This window comes from Pseudomonas sp. NFACC14 (assembly GCF_900106885.1).
In the GTDB taxonomy this organism is placed as follows: domain Bacteria; phylum Pseudomonadota; class Gammaproteobacteria; order Pseudomonadales; family Pseudomonadaceae; genus Aquipseudomonas; species Aquipseudomonas fluorescens_AA.
The window spans coordinates 1-13,798 of record NZ_FNOA01000033.1 but is presented as its reverse complement, the minus strand read 5'-3'; the positions used below and the strand labels follow the sequence as shown (position 1 = coordinate 13,798).

The following is a 13,798-nucleotide window of genomic DNA, read 5'->3' as shown; positions in this document are numbered from 1 at the left end:
TCCAATTGCACATGCGGATCAGAGGGGACGGCAGATCCAGTGCAGATAACGTCCCAACCCGGCAAACGCCGGATGGCGACGGTGGGCCAGTTCCATTTCCAGCAACTGCGCAAGTTCCACGCGGCCCTGGAACTCCACCGGCATGTAGTCATGGAAAACCCGTACGCCACTCTGGCTTTCGACCTGCCACAGGCCTTCAAGTTGCGCCGCCAGATCTCGCGGATCAAGGGGTTGTTGCGGCGTCAGGCTCTGTTTTTCGCCGGCCATGTCATTTTTGCGCAACTTGCGGAAATGCCCCTTGAGCAGATTGCGATAGACCAGCGCGTCGCGGTTGTAGAACGCCAGGGACAGCCAACCGCCAGGCGCCGTCAGTTGATGCAGCACCGGCAGGATCGCGTGGGGCTCGGCCAGCCACTCCAGCACCGCGTGACACAGCACCAGGTCGTAAGGCTCGGTCAGTTGGCCGAGCAGGTCCTGCCACGGTGCCTGGATGAACGTGGCCTGCTGGCCCGCCTCGGCAAAACGCTGACGGGCGCCTTCGAGCATGGGCTCGGCCGGCTCGGCCAGGGTCACCTGGTGACCGCGCTCGGCCAACCACGACGACATGTGGCCCAGGCCAGCGCCGATGTCCAGCACACGCAATGGACGCTGCGGCAAGGTTTCCAGCAGATCGGCCTGAAGCACCGCCAGGCGGATGGCGCCCTTGGCCCCGCCGTAGATTTTTTCCGCGAAGCGCGTGGCGAGCTGATCGAAATGACGGTCGCTCATTGGCCGAAACGCCGTTCGCTGTCGGCCAGCTTGCTGCGCACCACGGCGTCCATGTCCAAGCCCAGCTCGCTGCAAAGCAGCAACAGGTACAACACGATGTCACCGACTTCCTGCCCGGCGTGGGCCAGTTTGTCCGCCGGCAACTGGCGCGACTGGTCCTCGGTCAGCCACTGGAAAATCTCCACCAGCTCGGCCATTTCCACACTGGCGGCCATGGCGAGGTTTTTCGGGCTGTGGAATTGCCGCCAATCGTTATGGTCACGAATGGCGTGCAGGCGTTCGGTCAGTTCAACAAGGTTCATCGGGTTCTCCTGAATGCGCATAGCTTCAGGGGGATGACCGGGGAAGGCAAGAGTCTCGGTACGAAGCGACGGTTTGCCCCATAATCGAACCAACTCGGCCGCCACAGCTCCTACAATCAGGAGCCAACGGCTCAGCTCGGATTCCCTCCCATCAGGATGCACATATGCAGGTAGAAAGCTTTTTCGAATGGCTCGGCCAGGCGCTCGGTTCGGTAATCCGTTTCATCGTCGACCTGCTCAGCGGCCTCTTCAACACCCTGGCCAACGCCGGCGGCAACTTCGTCGATGGGCTGTCACGCACCTTGGGCATGGACACTTCGATCATCAGCATCATCGCGCTGATCCTCGGGTTGATGCTGCTGTACTCGGCCATCCGCGCCTTCATGCGGGCCTCGATCGTCATGGGCATCATCTGGCTGGTGCTGGGGCTGTGGTTGTTGAGTTGGATCATTCACTAGGTTCCAGAGCACTTGTGGGAGCAAAGCTTGCTCGCGATACAGACGCCTCGGTTCCCTGAAAGACCGCGTCATCCTCATCGCGGGCAAGCCTTGCTCCCACAGATTTATGGAGGCATCCCACGCGGGACGTGGGCACGATCAATCCAAGAACCCGCTACAATCGCGCTCCATCAAGGAGCCCGCATGTCCAACCTGATCACCGACTGGCGCGACCGCCTGACCCATCGCCGGGTCTGGGCACTGGCTGCGCCGATGATTCTCTCGAACATCTCCGTGCCGCTGGTGGCGTTGGTGGACAGCACCGTCATCGGCCATTTGCCCCATGCCCACCAGTTGGGCGCCGTGGCGGTCGGGGCGAGCTTGTATACGGTGTTGGCGTGGGCCATGGGTTTCTTGCGCATGGGCACCACCGGGTTCGCCGCCCAGGCCGCCGGGCGGGGTGACGGAGCGGCGTTGCGGCAAGTGTTGTGGCAAGGACTGCTGTTGGCGATGGGGCTGGCGCTGCTGCTCGGTGCCGTCGGTGTGCCGTTGAGCGACGTGGCGTTGCATTTCATGCAGCCGTCCGCCGAGCTCAACCAGTTGACCCGCGACTTCTTCCATACCCGGCTCTTCGGCTTGCCGGCGGCGCTGGCCAGCTATGCGCTGGTGGGCTGGTTCCTCGGTGCCCAGAATGCCCGTGCGCCGTTGGCGATCCTGTTGGTGACCAACCTGGTCAACATCGCCCTGAACCTTTGGTTCGTGATCGGCCTGGACTGGGGCGTGACCGGTTCGGCCCGGGCGTCGGTGATTGCCGAGTGGACCGGAGCGCTGGTCGGCCTGGCCCTGGCCCGCAAGACACTGCGGGCCTGGCCCGGGCAGATTGCCTGGGCGGCCCTGGGCATGTGGCAGAACTGGCGTCCGCTGCTGGCGGTGAATCGGGACATCTTCATTCGCAGCCTGGCACTGCAAGCGGTGTTTTTCCTGATCACGGTGCAAGGCGCGCGCCTGGGGGACGCCACCGTGGCGGCCAATGCCTTGCTGCTCAACGGCCTGCTGCTGACTGCCCATGCCCTGGACGGCCTGGCCCACGCCGTGGAAGCCCTGTGCGGCCATGCCATTGGCGCCCGCGACCGACTGGCCCTGCGCCGCTCGCTGGTGGTGGCCGGCGGTTGGTCACTGATTGCAAGCCTCGGCTTTGCCCTGCTGTTCCTGCTCGCCGGCCACTTGTTCATCGACATGCAAACCGATATCCCCGACGTGCGCGCCACCGCTTACGACTACCTGCCCTACCTGGCGACCTTGCCGCTGATCGCGGTCTGGAGCTACTTGCTCGACGGCCTGTTCATCGGTGCCACCCGTGCCCGGGAAATGCGCAACGGCATGGTCCTGACCCTACTGCTCGTATCGCCGATCGCCTGGATGCTGCTGGGCTTGGGCAACCATGGGCTGTGGATCACCTTCCTGCTGTTCATGGCCCTGCGCAGCCTGACCCTCGGTGCATTTGCCTGGCATTTGCAGCGGCGCGACCGTTGGCTCGGCGCGCCGCCCCCATAACCTTCAATCCTGGCGACCCCGCCACCGCCGCCGCAGGTGATCGAGACGCTCGCGCTGCGAACCTCCCTCCGGCCCCGGAATGGGCCGGGCATCGGGGTATTGCAAGCGCAGCCACAGCCAGTCATCGAGCACCGTCCGCTCGGTGAATCCCAACGCCAGCCCCTGCTGCAAATCCTCCCAGAGGCGACGGTAATCACGCCCGGTGGAGCGGCACCATTGCCACGCGTGGCGCTCCAACAGGCATCGTTGCAACTGGCCCTGCTGTCGGTCGCTGAGGCCGTGCTCTTTCTCCAGCGCCGCCACCGGCAGTCCCGGGTTGGACAGTTGTTGCCAACCCTGGCTGCCGATCGCCCGGTCGGCCCACGTGCCACCGAACCAGCGCGCCAGGCTGATCGGGCCCAGCCAGCAACTGAGCTCATGGGAATCGCAACCGTCGAAAAAATAGCTGGCGGTGTGCGGGTTGTAGTAATTCAACAGGGCTTTGTGATGCAGGCCCAGTGTCACCGTCAGCATGCGTCGCAGATGCGTGAGCAATTGCACGACGGGCTTTGGACTGGCCAACAACAACCCCGGCCAGGCGCGCGGGTCCAGGTGACAAAGACTGACCAGCGCGGGTGATTGGCGCAGATCCACCAACAGCGGGCCGTGCTCGCGAAGCCCATGCAACTCGGTGCCTTCGAACAGGGCAAAACACCGGGCCTCGGCGAACTGCGCATGCACCAGCCGCACCGCCTCAGGCGCACTCGGTACGTCCAGCAGCAACCACTGCGGCGTTGATCCAGGCACGGCCGCGCTCATCGAGCAGCGCCCGCGCCGCGCCCCATGAGCATACGGCAGGTGCACAGCGTTTGGCCGCAGGGGTTGAAAGGCCCGCCTTCGGGCAACAGGCACAACAAGACCAGCGGCTCGGCCTCCCGCATCGCCGACAACAGCACCGGATCGGCAACCGACCGCCCAAGTGTTTCGCCTGAAGATGACTCATCGGCAACCGCTGCCGAGGCAGGCTCGCCCAGAAATGCACTGATCAGCGGCCGATCCGGATCACCTTCGATAAAGCTCACCAGCACCTCGGTACCGTCACACAGCGCGGCCGCCCCGCCGGCAGCCAGCTCCGGCGCCAAGGGCAGCCAGCAATGACTGGGGCTGGAACCTTCGCCCTGGTAGACCCAGTCGAACTCCACCGCCACGCGCCCCGCCCCCAGTTCCGGCGACTCGTCCACCGCCACGACCCAGCCGCGTTGCCGGCTCACCATGCGTGGTGTGGCCGGGACACTGTCCGGCACGAACAGCACGCCCCGGGGAATGGCCTTGAAATGGTTGCCATACACCCCCCCCTGGGCGCGATGCTCGACCTTCGTCAACAGCCAGCGCCGGTTCCAACCGGCAAACGGATGGTCCGTCAACGTCAGCACCTGGCCACTGCGCAGGTTTGTCAGTTCGCTGCGCCCCTGGGCAACCTGCTGCCCCGACACATCGGTGTGCACGCTGAAGGTCCGCACCGCGGCGACTGGCCCGTCGTCCCTGTAGACAGCCTTGCCAGCAGGGGGAAAACTGTGGGGATTGTCGGCGAACACCAGGCAATGCCCGTCCCGCGTGTGTTCGAAATGAAAGTGGATACCCGCCCGGGCGCACACGCGCTGGAGGAACTGCAGGTCCGATTCCCGATACTGGGTACAGAAATCCTGGGGCGGATAATCGCCGCTCAGGTCCAGGCACAGGCGGCGGCCGCTGATGCCATGGGCCTTGAGCACCTGGCGAATGATCTGCGGCACCGAGCGGGCACTGAACACCCGCTGGCTGAAGCGCTGCGCCAGACACGCCAGCTTCGGCCCGATACGCACCCGGCAACCGGCGCCGTGACGGTGCTGGACCAATTCATGGAGTTGCCCATGAATGCCCCGGCCCGGGGTCTCGAAACTCAACCAGGCGCTGCGGTACAGCAGGCTCGCCAAGTCCAGGTTCGCATCGTGCAACAGAAGCTCCACTTCATAGACAAAGGGTTCGCTAATGGCTTCGCTACCCGTGAAGGCCACCACGTCAACAGGCTCGGGCAGGCCGGCTATTTCCAGACGAAATGCTGGCTCGCAGGCTGGATCGGACATCGGCGTATCTCTACAGGAGGGGCGGTCGGGGATTCTCGCCGACCGCCATGGTCGAGTAGAGGGGGCAAGTACAGGTTAGGAAAGGGACTACACGAAATAAGGACATCACCGATTAAATGCACCGGTGTGAAGAAATAGCCGTGGCGTAAACAAAAATGCCCTCCGGAACTATCAGAAAAAACCCGCGATGTGCGGTGTGTTTTCTGACAGCCCCAGCGGGCATTGAGGGGACGGCTATTGGCGCTGTCTCTCCGTCAGGAAGACAGGTACGACGAACGCGTCAGCCCCAGGCGCAGCGCATCGAGGAACTGGGTGCGCTCGGCGGCGCTGATACGGGCGCTGGCGCATTTGTCGCGGTAGTGAGTCATCAACTCCTCCGGCGACAAGTGCACGTAGCGCAGCATGTCTTCGATGGTGTCGTGGGTTTCGATACCGGCGTGGTACACGCTGCCATCGGCGTTCTGGTAGATGTTCACCGAGTCGGTGTCGCCGAACAGGTTGTGCATGTCACCGAGGATTTCCTGGTAGGCGCCCACCAGGAAGATGCCCAGCAGGTAGTCTTCGCCCGGATTGAGAGCGTGAACCGGCAGGCTGGTCTCGATGCTCTGCTCGTCGACGTACTGCTTGATCTTGCCATCGGAGTCGCAGGTCAGGTCCTGCAGCACGGCGCGGCGCAGCGGCTCTTCGTCCAGGCGATGCAGTGGCAGGATCGGCAGTACCTGGCCGATGGCCCAGGTGTCCGGCAGGCTCTGGAACACCGAGAAGTTGCAGATGTATTTGTCGGCCAGCTTGTCATTGAGTTCATCCAGCACCTGGCGGTGCGAGCGCTGGCGGGCCTTCAACGAGTTGTGCAGGCGACGGCACACGGCAAAGTAGCACTGCTCGGCCAAGGCTTTCTCCGCCAGGGTCAGCTTGCCGTCGGCATATTGGGTCGCCACGTCGCTCATGTAGTGCGTGGCGCGCCAGTAGGTCTCGGTGACCATCTCGATATCGGTCGGGCCCAGCAGGTCAACCAGCCATTGCACGGTTTCCGGCAGTTCCTGCTTGTTGTCGATCACCGGCACGTCGTCGTTGTGTTTTTCGACGTCGGTCACCTGCACCACCAGCATCGCGTGGTGGGCGGTCAGCGAGCGGCCGCTTTCCGAGAAGATGTGCGGGTGCGGCAGGCTCTGGGCATCGCAGAACTCCTTGAGCATGCCCACCACGACACCGGCGTAATCGTCCATGTCGTAGTTGATCGAACTGGCGTTGCGCGAGTGCGTGCCGTCGTAGTCCACGCCCAGGCCACCGCCGACGTCGATGTGATCCACCGGCAGGCCGAGATTGCGCAGCTCACCGTAGTAACGGATCGCTTCCTTGAAGCCGTGCTGGTAGTCCGCCAGGTTGGCGATCTGCGAGCCCATGTGGAAGTGCAACAGGCGAATGCCCTGGTCCAGGCCTGCGGCGCGGAAGCGCTCGACCACCGACAGCAGTTGCGCGGCCGACAAGCCGAACTTGGACTTCTCGCCACCGGTATCGGCCCACTTGCTCGACGCCAGGGACGACAGGCGCACGCGCAGGCCGACCTGTGGCTTGACCTTGAGCACCGCGGCCTCTTCGATCACCAGGCCGACTTCGGACTCTTTCTCGATGACGATGAAGACGTTGTGACCCAGCTTCTGGCCCATCAGCGCCAGGCGAATGAACTCGCGGTCCTTGTAGCCGTTGCAGACGATGGTGCCGCCCTTCGGCGCGAGGGCCAGCACCGCCAGCAGCTCCGGCTTGGAACCGGCTTCCAGGCCGATGGAGACGTTCTGGGTGGCGATGATGTTCTCGATCACCGCTTCCTGCTGGTTGACCTTGATCGGGTAGAGCGCGGTGTACTTGCTCTGGTATTCCAGGCGCGCGATGTTGCTGTCGAACGCGCCGGTCAGCTGGCGCACGCGGTCTTGCAGGATGTCGGGAAAGCGCACCAGCAAAGGCAGCGAGAGGCCGCTCTGGCGCAACTGGTCGACTTGCTCGAACAGGTCGATGGGCGAACTGCCGGGACCGTTCGGACGGACTTCGACGCGACCGGCTTCATTGATCGCGAAATACCCGGCCCCCCAATGGCGAATCCCGTAAACGCTGCGGCTGTCCGCAACTGTCCATTGGCTGCCATCGTCTTTGCGTGTGCGTCGTACGGACATCGAAGTCCCCTATAAAGAAGTCAAAATGCACCATCCGGTCGGAGGCTGGGGCAGTCTAGAGAGTGAAAATGACGAATTGCCTGTTAGCAAGGTAGACCCTGCTCCCAGCGATGAGTTTAGAAACCCGTTCAGAACAGGCTCTGTGAAAACCATGCGGGCGACCTCGAACGTCAGGTCCGGGTCAAGCCGAGGGTGGTTTTCACAGAAGCTGCTAGCCGCCGGATTTCTTTGCCTTGAAGCCGTGCTTGACCAGTTCCGCCAGCAGCAGCTCGACGTGATCGCCCTGGATCTCGATGATGCCGTCTTTCAACGCACCACCGGTGCCACAACGTTTCTTCAATGTGGTGGCCAGCTCCTTGAGCGCGTCTTCGGCCAACGGCACGCCGGTGATCGTGGTCACCGTCTTGCCGCCGCGACCTTTGCTTTCACGGCGCACACGGGCAATGCCGTCACCGGCAGGGATGGCGGTCTGTTTGCAGATGCAGGCATCCACCGGTTGACGGCAATCAGGGCAATGACGACCGGCGTCGGTAGAAAATACCAGGCCGCCCAGGGCGGCGAAGGATGCGGCTTTTTTGGCCACCGGCAATCCTCTCGGGAGGACAAAGACTGGTCGAGGGGAGAACGTGCCTCGACCGCGAAACCCCACTCAGGCAGGGGCAGCGCTACTGGACCGCAGACGCGGTTCAGCTTGAAAAGTCGCGCAGTGTAACGGCAAAAAGCCGACTTGCTAAGGGCCAATCAGCGCCAATTTATAGCTTCTTTGCGACGTCGCCACCCTGGGCACGCAAATAGCGTTCAAGCGCCGCCAGGGAGTCCGGGCAGTAAGGCATGCGCTGGATTTCATCGAGCACCTGTTCAAGCGGCAGGAAACGCGCTTCGAGGACTTCTTCAGGCTGCAGGACCAGCGGGCCGTCCCACACCGCCGAGAACGCCGAACACCACAGGCGACTGCCGGGGTCTTCGAAATAAAAATGGTCGTGGGCGGTCAGTTCCACGCCGCTCACGCCCAGTTCTTCCGCCAGCTCACGGGCGGCCGACTCGGCGTAGGTCTCGTCGGCCTGGACCATGCCGCCCGCCGCCACGTCCCAGAAACCCGGGTAGATGGCCTTGCTCAGGGTGCGCCGGTGAACACACAGTTCACCGGCCGAATTGAACAGCATGATGTAGGTGCCACGCCCGATCAGGCCGCGCTCGCGCAGCTGCGAACGCACCAGGCTGCCGAGCAGGTTGTCGTGCTCGTCGACCCACGCGATCAGTTCGGCATCCGAGGCCGCTCGGTGAGCGACCTCCCGGGGGCTTTCGCTCATGGATCAGCCCTGGTTCAGCAGTTGCCGCAAATCGATGACCGCTGCGTTGGCCCGGGAAATGTAGTTGGCCATGACCAGCGAGTGGTTCGCCAACACACCGAAGCCGCTGCCGTTGAGGATCATCGGGCTCCAGACCGGTTCCTGGGACGCTTCCAGTTCACGAATGATCTGCCGCACGCTGACCGTGGCATTCTTTTTCGCCAGTACATCGGCGAAGTCCACTTCGATGGCGCGCAGCAGGTGCGACAGTGCCCAAGCCTGGCCGCGGGCTTCATAGAACACGTTGTCGATCTGCAGCCATGGAGTCTCGACCACCTCTTCGTCCACCTGCGGCACTTGGCCCGGGGCCGTGACCTCGGTTTTCAGCGAGGTGTTGAGCTTGACCCGGCCAACGCTGGCCGACAGGCGCTGGGACAACGAACCCAGGCGCGTGCCGACATCCCCCAGCCAGTTGTTCAGGTTGTCGGCGCGGGCGTAGAACAGCGCGCTTTTCTGGTTCGGATCGGACAGCCGGGCCTGGTAGCGGCTCAGGGAGTTGATGCCTTCCTGGTATTCGGATTCGCTGGAAGGCAACACCCAACTGCGGTTGTCGAAGTTGAAGCGCGGCTCGGCCTTGGCCAGGTCGGCGTCCTCGGCGGACTGGGACTGGGATCGGGCGAAGTCCTTGCGCAGGGCGCGGCTCAGGTCGCGAACCTGCACCAGCACGCCGTACTCCCAGCTCGGCATGTTGTCCATCCACAGGCCTGGCGGGAAGCGGTCGTTGGAAATGTAGCCGCCTTGCTTGGTCAGCAGGGTCCCGGCCACGGTCTTGAGCGTCTCGACCGTGGTGTAGCCCACCACCATTTGCCGGCCATCCCTCTCGGCTGCGGCCTGGGCGTTCTGCTGCACGGGGAACAACGCGGGCTCCTGGCTCCAGTACCAGCCCAGGGCAATGGTCACCAGCAGGTAAAGGCCGATCAGCGTGGCCAGTGCGCGGCTGAAAAAAAGCCCACCCAGGTAGCTGCGGGTGTCCGATTTCGGCTCGGCGGCACGTTCAGGCGCGCTGCCCGCGCGGTTTTTCCAGTCCAGCATGGCGATGTTCCTTCAATCACTTGAGTTCTCGGTTCGACCACAACCCTACGCCATCGTGCCTGATTTGAAACGCGATAATGCGGCGCCAACCATGCCGGGCGCGACAGGGCAATCGAACAGCACTATAAAGGAAGCGTCGCCATCGGCCTACGAGACTGTCCGGTCACAAACTGAATCAGGCGACTGGACAGAATATTGACGTATGACACTCATATGGAGGAAAAGAGGTGCTAGCATAGAGCCACCAGTCGACCTCAGCATGCACCCTAACTAGTAGTCAGGATATGACCGAGCCAGAAGACCCCAGCCGTGAGCGCCTCAAGCACCACTTCGCCCAGCGGGTGATTCATCAGGCTCGCCAGATGCTGGAGATTTGGCAGCGCCTGCAGCGCAGTGAGTGGTCAAGCACCGATCTGTCGGAGCTCAGCGAAGCCAATCTGCGCTTGCTGCGCTTTGCCGAGCGCTTCGAGCAGCCCGAGCATACCCAACTGGCCCAAGGCATCAGCCAGTCGCTGCAAGCGGTGGACGCCAATCGCGGGCGCCTGAGCAGCCAGCTGATCACCGAACTCAACCGACTGATGCAACGCTTGTCTCGCACCGGCCTGCGCCACGGCGACCAGCTCGAACAGACCTTCCTGCCGCCGCTGCGCAAACCCATCTATGTGATGCTGCAGGACCATGACCGCGCCGAACGCCTGGCCAAGCAATTGGAGTTCTTCGGTCTCAGCGCCCAGGCACTGGACAGTGTCGCGGCATTTCGGGCCTCGATGGTCGAGCGCCTGCCGGCGGCGATTGTCATGGACGTGGACTTCAGCGGCCCGGGCACCGGTCTGAAACTGGCCGCCGAAGCCCAGGAAGGCCTGGAACAACCGTTGCCGCTGCTGTTCTTCAGCTTGCTGGAAACCGACACCCCGACACGCCTGGCCGCGGTACGCGCCGGTGGGCAGGAATTCCTCACCGGCACCCTCGAAGCCTCGAGCCTGCTGGAAAAGATCGAAGTGCTGACCTGCGTCGCCCAGTACGACCCCTACAAAGTGCTGATCATCGATGACTCCCGCGCCCAGGCCTTGCACACCGAGCGCCTGCTCAACAGCGCCGGCATCATCACCCGCACGCTGATCGAGCCGATCCAGGCCATGGCCGAACTGGCGGATTTCCAGCCCGACCTGATCATCCTCGACATGTACATGCCAGCCTGCACCGGCACGGAACTGGCCAAGGTCATCCGTCACAATGACCGTTATGTCAGCGTGCCGATCATCTATCTGTCCGCCGAAGACGACCTGGACAAGCAACTCGACGCCATGAGCGAAGGTGGCGACGACTTCCTGACCAAACCGATCAAGCCCCGGCACTTGATCACCACCGTGCGCAACCGTGCCGCCCGGGCGCGCAACCTCAAGGCGCGGATGGTGCGCGACAGCCTCACCGGCCTGTACAACCACACCCATATCCTGCAACTGCTCGAGGATTGCAGCTTCCGCGCTCGTCGCGAAGGCAAGCCCCTGAGCTTCGCCATGCTCGACATCGATCACTTCAAACGGGTCAATGACAGCCACGGCCACCCCATGGGCGACCGGGTGATCAAGAGCCTGGCGCTGTTTCTCAAGCAGCGCCTGCGCAAGACCGACTTCATTGGCCGTTACGGCGGCGAAGAGTTCGCCATCGTCATGCCCGACACCGACATCGACGCCGCCTGCAAAGTGCTGGATGAAATTCGCCAGCGCTTTGCCGAAATCCACTATCCGGCCCAGCCCCAGGACTTGTGGTGCACCTTCAGCGCTGGCGTGGTGGAGATGAGCGATGAGTCCGACAGCCTGATGATGGCCAGCCAGGCGGACGAAGCGCTGTACCGTGCCAAGCATGCCGGACGCAACCGGGTACAGAGCGCCCGGCAATCAAAGCAAAGTGCCACCTTTTCATCGGAATCGACTGACTCGGTCATAAACCTGTAACGCAAACGCAATAACTTCAGGCACTTACGATTCTGCCCTCGGTAGACCCTTGATGCGCCTGAAGCTGCTGACCAATCTCAACACCGTTCTTTTAGTTGCCGTCTGCCTGGGCCTCGGAGCCACCTTGTGGTGGTCGCAGATCGCCCTGGAACGGCCCTACATGCTGATGGAGCGCTACCTGGGCCTGTCGCGGCATTTCCAGGGCGAAGTGGCGCGCAACATCGAGGACTACCTGGCCAGCGGCGACGCCTTGCGCCTGAGCGCGGCCACCCAGGCCTTGGAGACGCTGCAGAAAGACCTTGACCAGTTTCCCCCGGAGCTGGCCAAGACCCTGCGCCCGAGCCTGTCGAACCTCGACGGCTTCAGCAAGACCGATCTGTTGGCCGCCGGCAAACTGGCTGGCGATCCGCAGGCCTTGTTGCTGCAGGCCGAGCGTGAACTGAGCGCCAGCCTCGATCAACTGGCCCAATACGCCAATGGCGCCCCGGCCTACCTGCCCCCGTTGTTTGCCGCTTCGCAGCACCTGGGTCGGTTGTCCCTCACGCGGGACAAACTGGTCAGCAGCGGCCGTAGTGAATTGGCCGCCGATGTCGAACGGGAACTGGCGAGCATCCGTGCCGAGGCCGAACGCCTCGACAGCCTGCCCCTGTTGGGTGTCACCGCCAGCAGCGAATCGGGCAGCGATGATTTCGCCGCGCTGATGGGCCTGGAGACCCAGGAAAAAACCGCCGCCGAAGATGCGGGCATCGCCCTCAAGCGCGAACTCAACAGCCTGCTCGGCCGTTACCCGGCGGAATTGACCCGCACCCGCGAACTGATCCAGAAACGCACCGAGCTGAGCAATGCCACGCACCTGAAAATCGCCGACGTGCAAACGGCGATCGATACCCTGGAGCCGGCGGTACGGGCCCAGCATGGGCAGATCCAGGGGGAGGTTCGCATGATCCAGGGGCTGATGATCGGCCTGATCCTGCTGATCGCGCTGCTCATCGACACCTTGCAGCGGCGCCTGGCCCGTACCCTGACGCACCTGGCTCCAGCCCTGTCGACCTGGGCCGAGGGAGACTTCAGCCGGGACATCCACGTGGGCGCCAGCAACCGCGAAATGCAGGACATCGAGGCTTCGCTCAATCGCCTGCGCGCTTACCTGGTGGACCTGGTGGGCACCATTCGGGTGAACGCCGAACAGGTCGCCGGCAGCAGCCGGGCCCTGGCCGAGCTGAGCGGCGAACTGCACAGTGGTGCGGAGGATCAGGCCGACGATACGGCGCTGATCCGTGATTCCCTCAGCGAGCTGGAAGCGACGATCCAGCAAGTGGCCGGCGATGCCAGCCAGGCCGCAGGCGCCAGCCGCAGCGCCGGGCAAGCGGTGGAGCAAGGGCAGAAAGTCATCGGCCTGAGCCTCACGGGCCTGCATGCGTTGGTAGGGGAAGTGCAAGGCAACGCGCAGATGATCGAGCAACTGGCCGAGGAATCAGCCACCATCGGCGGCGTGTTGACAGTGATTCGCTCGATTGCCGACCAGACCAACCTGCTGGCGCTCAATGCGGCCATCGAAGCGGCTCGCGCCGGGGAAATGGGCCGGGGCTTTGCGGTGGTGGCCGAGGAAGTCCGCTCCCTGGCCCAGCGCACGGCCGGCGCCACGGCCGAAATCCAGACACTGATCGCCCGCCTGCAACTGGCCGCGCGCCAATCGGTGGACGGCATGCGCGCCCAGGTCGAACACGCCGAAGCCACCGCCAACCAGGCGCAAGCGGCCGACGGCGCGCTGGATGAGATCGTCGGCGCCATCCAGACCATCTCCGACACGGCGGTACGCATCGCCGACGTCACCGCCCAGCAAAGCGGCGCCGTCAGCGAAATCCGCGATCACAGCGAGCGGATTCATCAACTGGGCGCAGACAACCTGCTGCGCATCGGCCAGGGCCGGGAACAGGGTGACAATCTGCTGGTGCTGGGCGGACGTTTGCACACCGCCGTGCAGGCATTTCGGGTTTAGCGCCACAGACTGCATGAAACACTGTGGGAGCGAGCTTGCTCGCGATAGCGGTGCGTCAGCTTGCATCGATGCTGGATATGCCGCCGTCATCGCGAGCAAGCTCGCTCCCACATTAGATTCGAGGGAAGCCTG

12 protein-coding genes are annotated in these 13,798 nt (G+C 63.5%); 4 read left to right on the top strand and 8 right to left on the bottom strand.

All coding sequences use genetic code 11. The features are described from left to right. Positions 1-18: 18 nt before the first annotated feature. Both BLU85_RS28390 and BLU85_RS28385 read right to left on the bottom strand, forming a co-directional pair. Positions 19-768: a methyltransferase gene (locus tag BLU85_RS28390; protein WP_092205099.1), complete on the bottom strand. Its 750-nt coding sequence runs from the start codon at positions 766-768 to the stop codon at positions 19-21. After that, a complete protein-coding gene (locus BLU85_RS28385; RefSeq protein ID WP_092205098.1) occupies positions 765-1,070 on the bottom strand; it encodes a MazG-like family protein in 306 nt (101 codons plus the stop codon). The genes BLU85_RS28390 and BLU85_RS28385 overlap by 4 nt, the downstream gene beginning before the upstream one ends. Positions 1,071-1,234: 164 nt before the next feature. On the opposite strand from BLU85_RS28385, the gene BLU85_RS28380 reads away from it, so the two are divergent. Beyond that, positions 1,235-1,528 carry a hypothetical protein gene (locus tag BLU85_RS28380; RefSeq protein ID WP_003197447.1) on the top strand — a complete coding sequence of 98 codons (294 nt, stop codon included), beginning with the start codon at positions 1,235-1,237 and terminating at the stop codon, positions 1,526-1,528. A gap of 183 nt (positions 1,529-1,711) precedes the next feature. Next, positions 1,712-3,061, top strand: coding sequence for an MATE family efflux transporter (locus tag BLU85_RS28375; RefSeq protein WP_092205097.1), 1,350 nt, complete (start codon positions 1,712-1,714; stop codon positions 3,059-3,061). 3 nt (positions 3,062-3,064) lie between these two features. Here the strand turns inward: BLU85_RS28375 and BLU85_RS28370 are convergent, their stop codons facing one another. The 6 genes from BLU85_RS28370 to BLU85_RS28345 form a co-directional block, all read right to left on the bottom strand. After that, positions 3,065-3,859 (bottom strand): DUF4123 domain-containing protein, encoded by a 795-nt coding sequence (locus BLU85_RS28370; RefSeq protein WP_092205096.1) that lies wholly within the window; start codon positions 3,857-3,859, stop codon positions 3,065-3,067. Continuing rightward, entirely contained in the window at positions 3,856-5,163 is a 1,308-nt protein-coding gene (locus BLU85_RS28365; protein ID WP_092205095.1) for a type VI secretion system Vgr family protein, read from the bottom strand. The genes BLU85_RS28370 and BLU85_RS28365 overlap by 4 nt, the downstream gene beginning before the upstream one ends. A gap of 254 nt (positions 5,164-5,417) precedes the next feature. Then, positions 5,418-7,331, bottom strand: a complete 1,914-nt coding sequence (gene speA / locus BLU85_RS28360; protein ID WP_060739342.1) for an arginine decarboxylase — start codon at positions 7,329-7,331, stop codon at positions 5,418-5,420. Between the two features lie 211 nt (positions 7,332-7,542). Further along, the gene (locus BLU85_RS28355) at positions 7,543-7,914 is read right to left on the bottom strand and encodes a translation initiation factor Sui1 (protein ID WP_003197435.1); all 372 of its coding nucleotides are present in this window, start codon (positions 7,912-7,914) and stop codon (positions 7,543-7,545) included. A gap of 169 nt (positions 7,915-8,083) precedes the next feature. Continuing rightward, positions 8,084-8,641 carry an NUDIX hydrolase gene (locus tag BLU85_RS28350; protein ID WP_060739343.1) on the bottom strand — a complete coding sequence of 186 codons (558 nt, stop codon included), beginning with the start codon at positions 8,639-8,641 and terminating at the stop codon, positions 8,084-8,086. A 3-nt stretch (positions 8,642-8,644) separates the two neighbouring features. Beyond that, complete coding sequence (locus BLU85_RS28345) at positions 8,645-9,712, bottom strand: DUF2333 family protein (RefSeq protein WP_092205094.1); 1,068 nt, start codon at positions 9,710-9,712, stop codon at positions 8,645-8,647. Between the two features lie 284 nt (positions 9,713-9,996). Here BLU85_RS28345 and gcbA point away from each other — a divergent pair, with 284 nt between their 5' ends. Both gcbA and BLU85_RS28335 read left to right on the top strand, forming a co-directional pair. Beyond that, complete coding sequence (gene gcbA, locus BLU85_RS28340; protein WP_092205093.1) at positions 9,997-11,667, top strand: diguanylate cyclase GcbA; 1,671 nt, start codon at positions 9,997-9,999, stop codon at positions 11,665-11,667. 52 nt (positions 11,668-11,719) lie between these two features. Next, entirely contained in the window at positions 11,720-13,666 is a 1,947-nt protein-coding gene (locus tag BLU85_RS28335) for a methyl-accepting chemotaxis protein (RefSeq protein WP_092205092.1), read from the top strand. Positions 13,667-13,798: the final 132 nt, after the last annotated feature.

Coding starts and splice junctions, on each gene's coding strand:
- speA (WP_060739342.1), bottom strand. CDS start 7,331: ATGTCCGTACGACGCACACGCAAAGACGATGGCAGCCAATGGACAGTT.
- BLU85_RS28370 (WP_092205096.1), bottom strand. CDS start 3,859: ATGAGCGCGGCCGTGCCTGGATCAACGCCGCAGTGGTTGCTGCTGGAC.
- BLU85_RS28345 (WP_092205094.1), bottom strand. CDS start 9,712: ATGCTGGACTGGAAAAACCGCGCGGGCAGCGCGCCTGAACGTGCCGCC.
- BLU85_RS28350 (WP_060739343.1), bottom strand. CDS start 8,641: ATGAGCGAAAGCCCCCGGGAGGTCGCTCACCGAGCGGCCTCGGATGCC.
- BLU85_RS28390 (WP_092205099.1), bottom strand. CDS start 768: ATGAGCGACCGTCATTTCGATCAGCTCGCCACGCGCTTCGCGGAAAAA.
- BLU85_RS28335 (WP_092205092.1), top strand. CDS start 11,720: ATGCGCCTGAAGCTGCTGACCAATCTCAACACCGTTCTTTTAGTTGCC.
- BLU85_RS28380 (WP_003197447.1), top strand. CDS start 1,235: ATGCAGGTAGAAAGCTTTTTCGAATGGCTCGGCCAGGCGCTCGGTTCG.
- BLU85_RS28375 (WP_092205097.1), top strand. CDS start 1,712: ATGTCCAACCTGATCACCGACTGGCGCGACCGCCTGACCCATCGCCGG.
- BLU85_RS28365 (WP_092205095.1), bottom strand. CDS start 5,163: ATGTCCGATCCAGCCTGCGAGCCAGCATTTCGTCTGGAAATAGCCGGC.
- gcbA (WP_092205093.1), top strand. CDS start 9,997: ATGACCGAGCCAGAAGACCCCAGCCGTGAGCGCCTCAAGCACCACTTC.
- BLU85_RS28385 (WP_092205098.1), bottom strand. CDS start 1,070: ATGAACCTTGTTGAACTGACCGAACGCCTGCACGCCATTCGTGACCAT.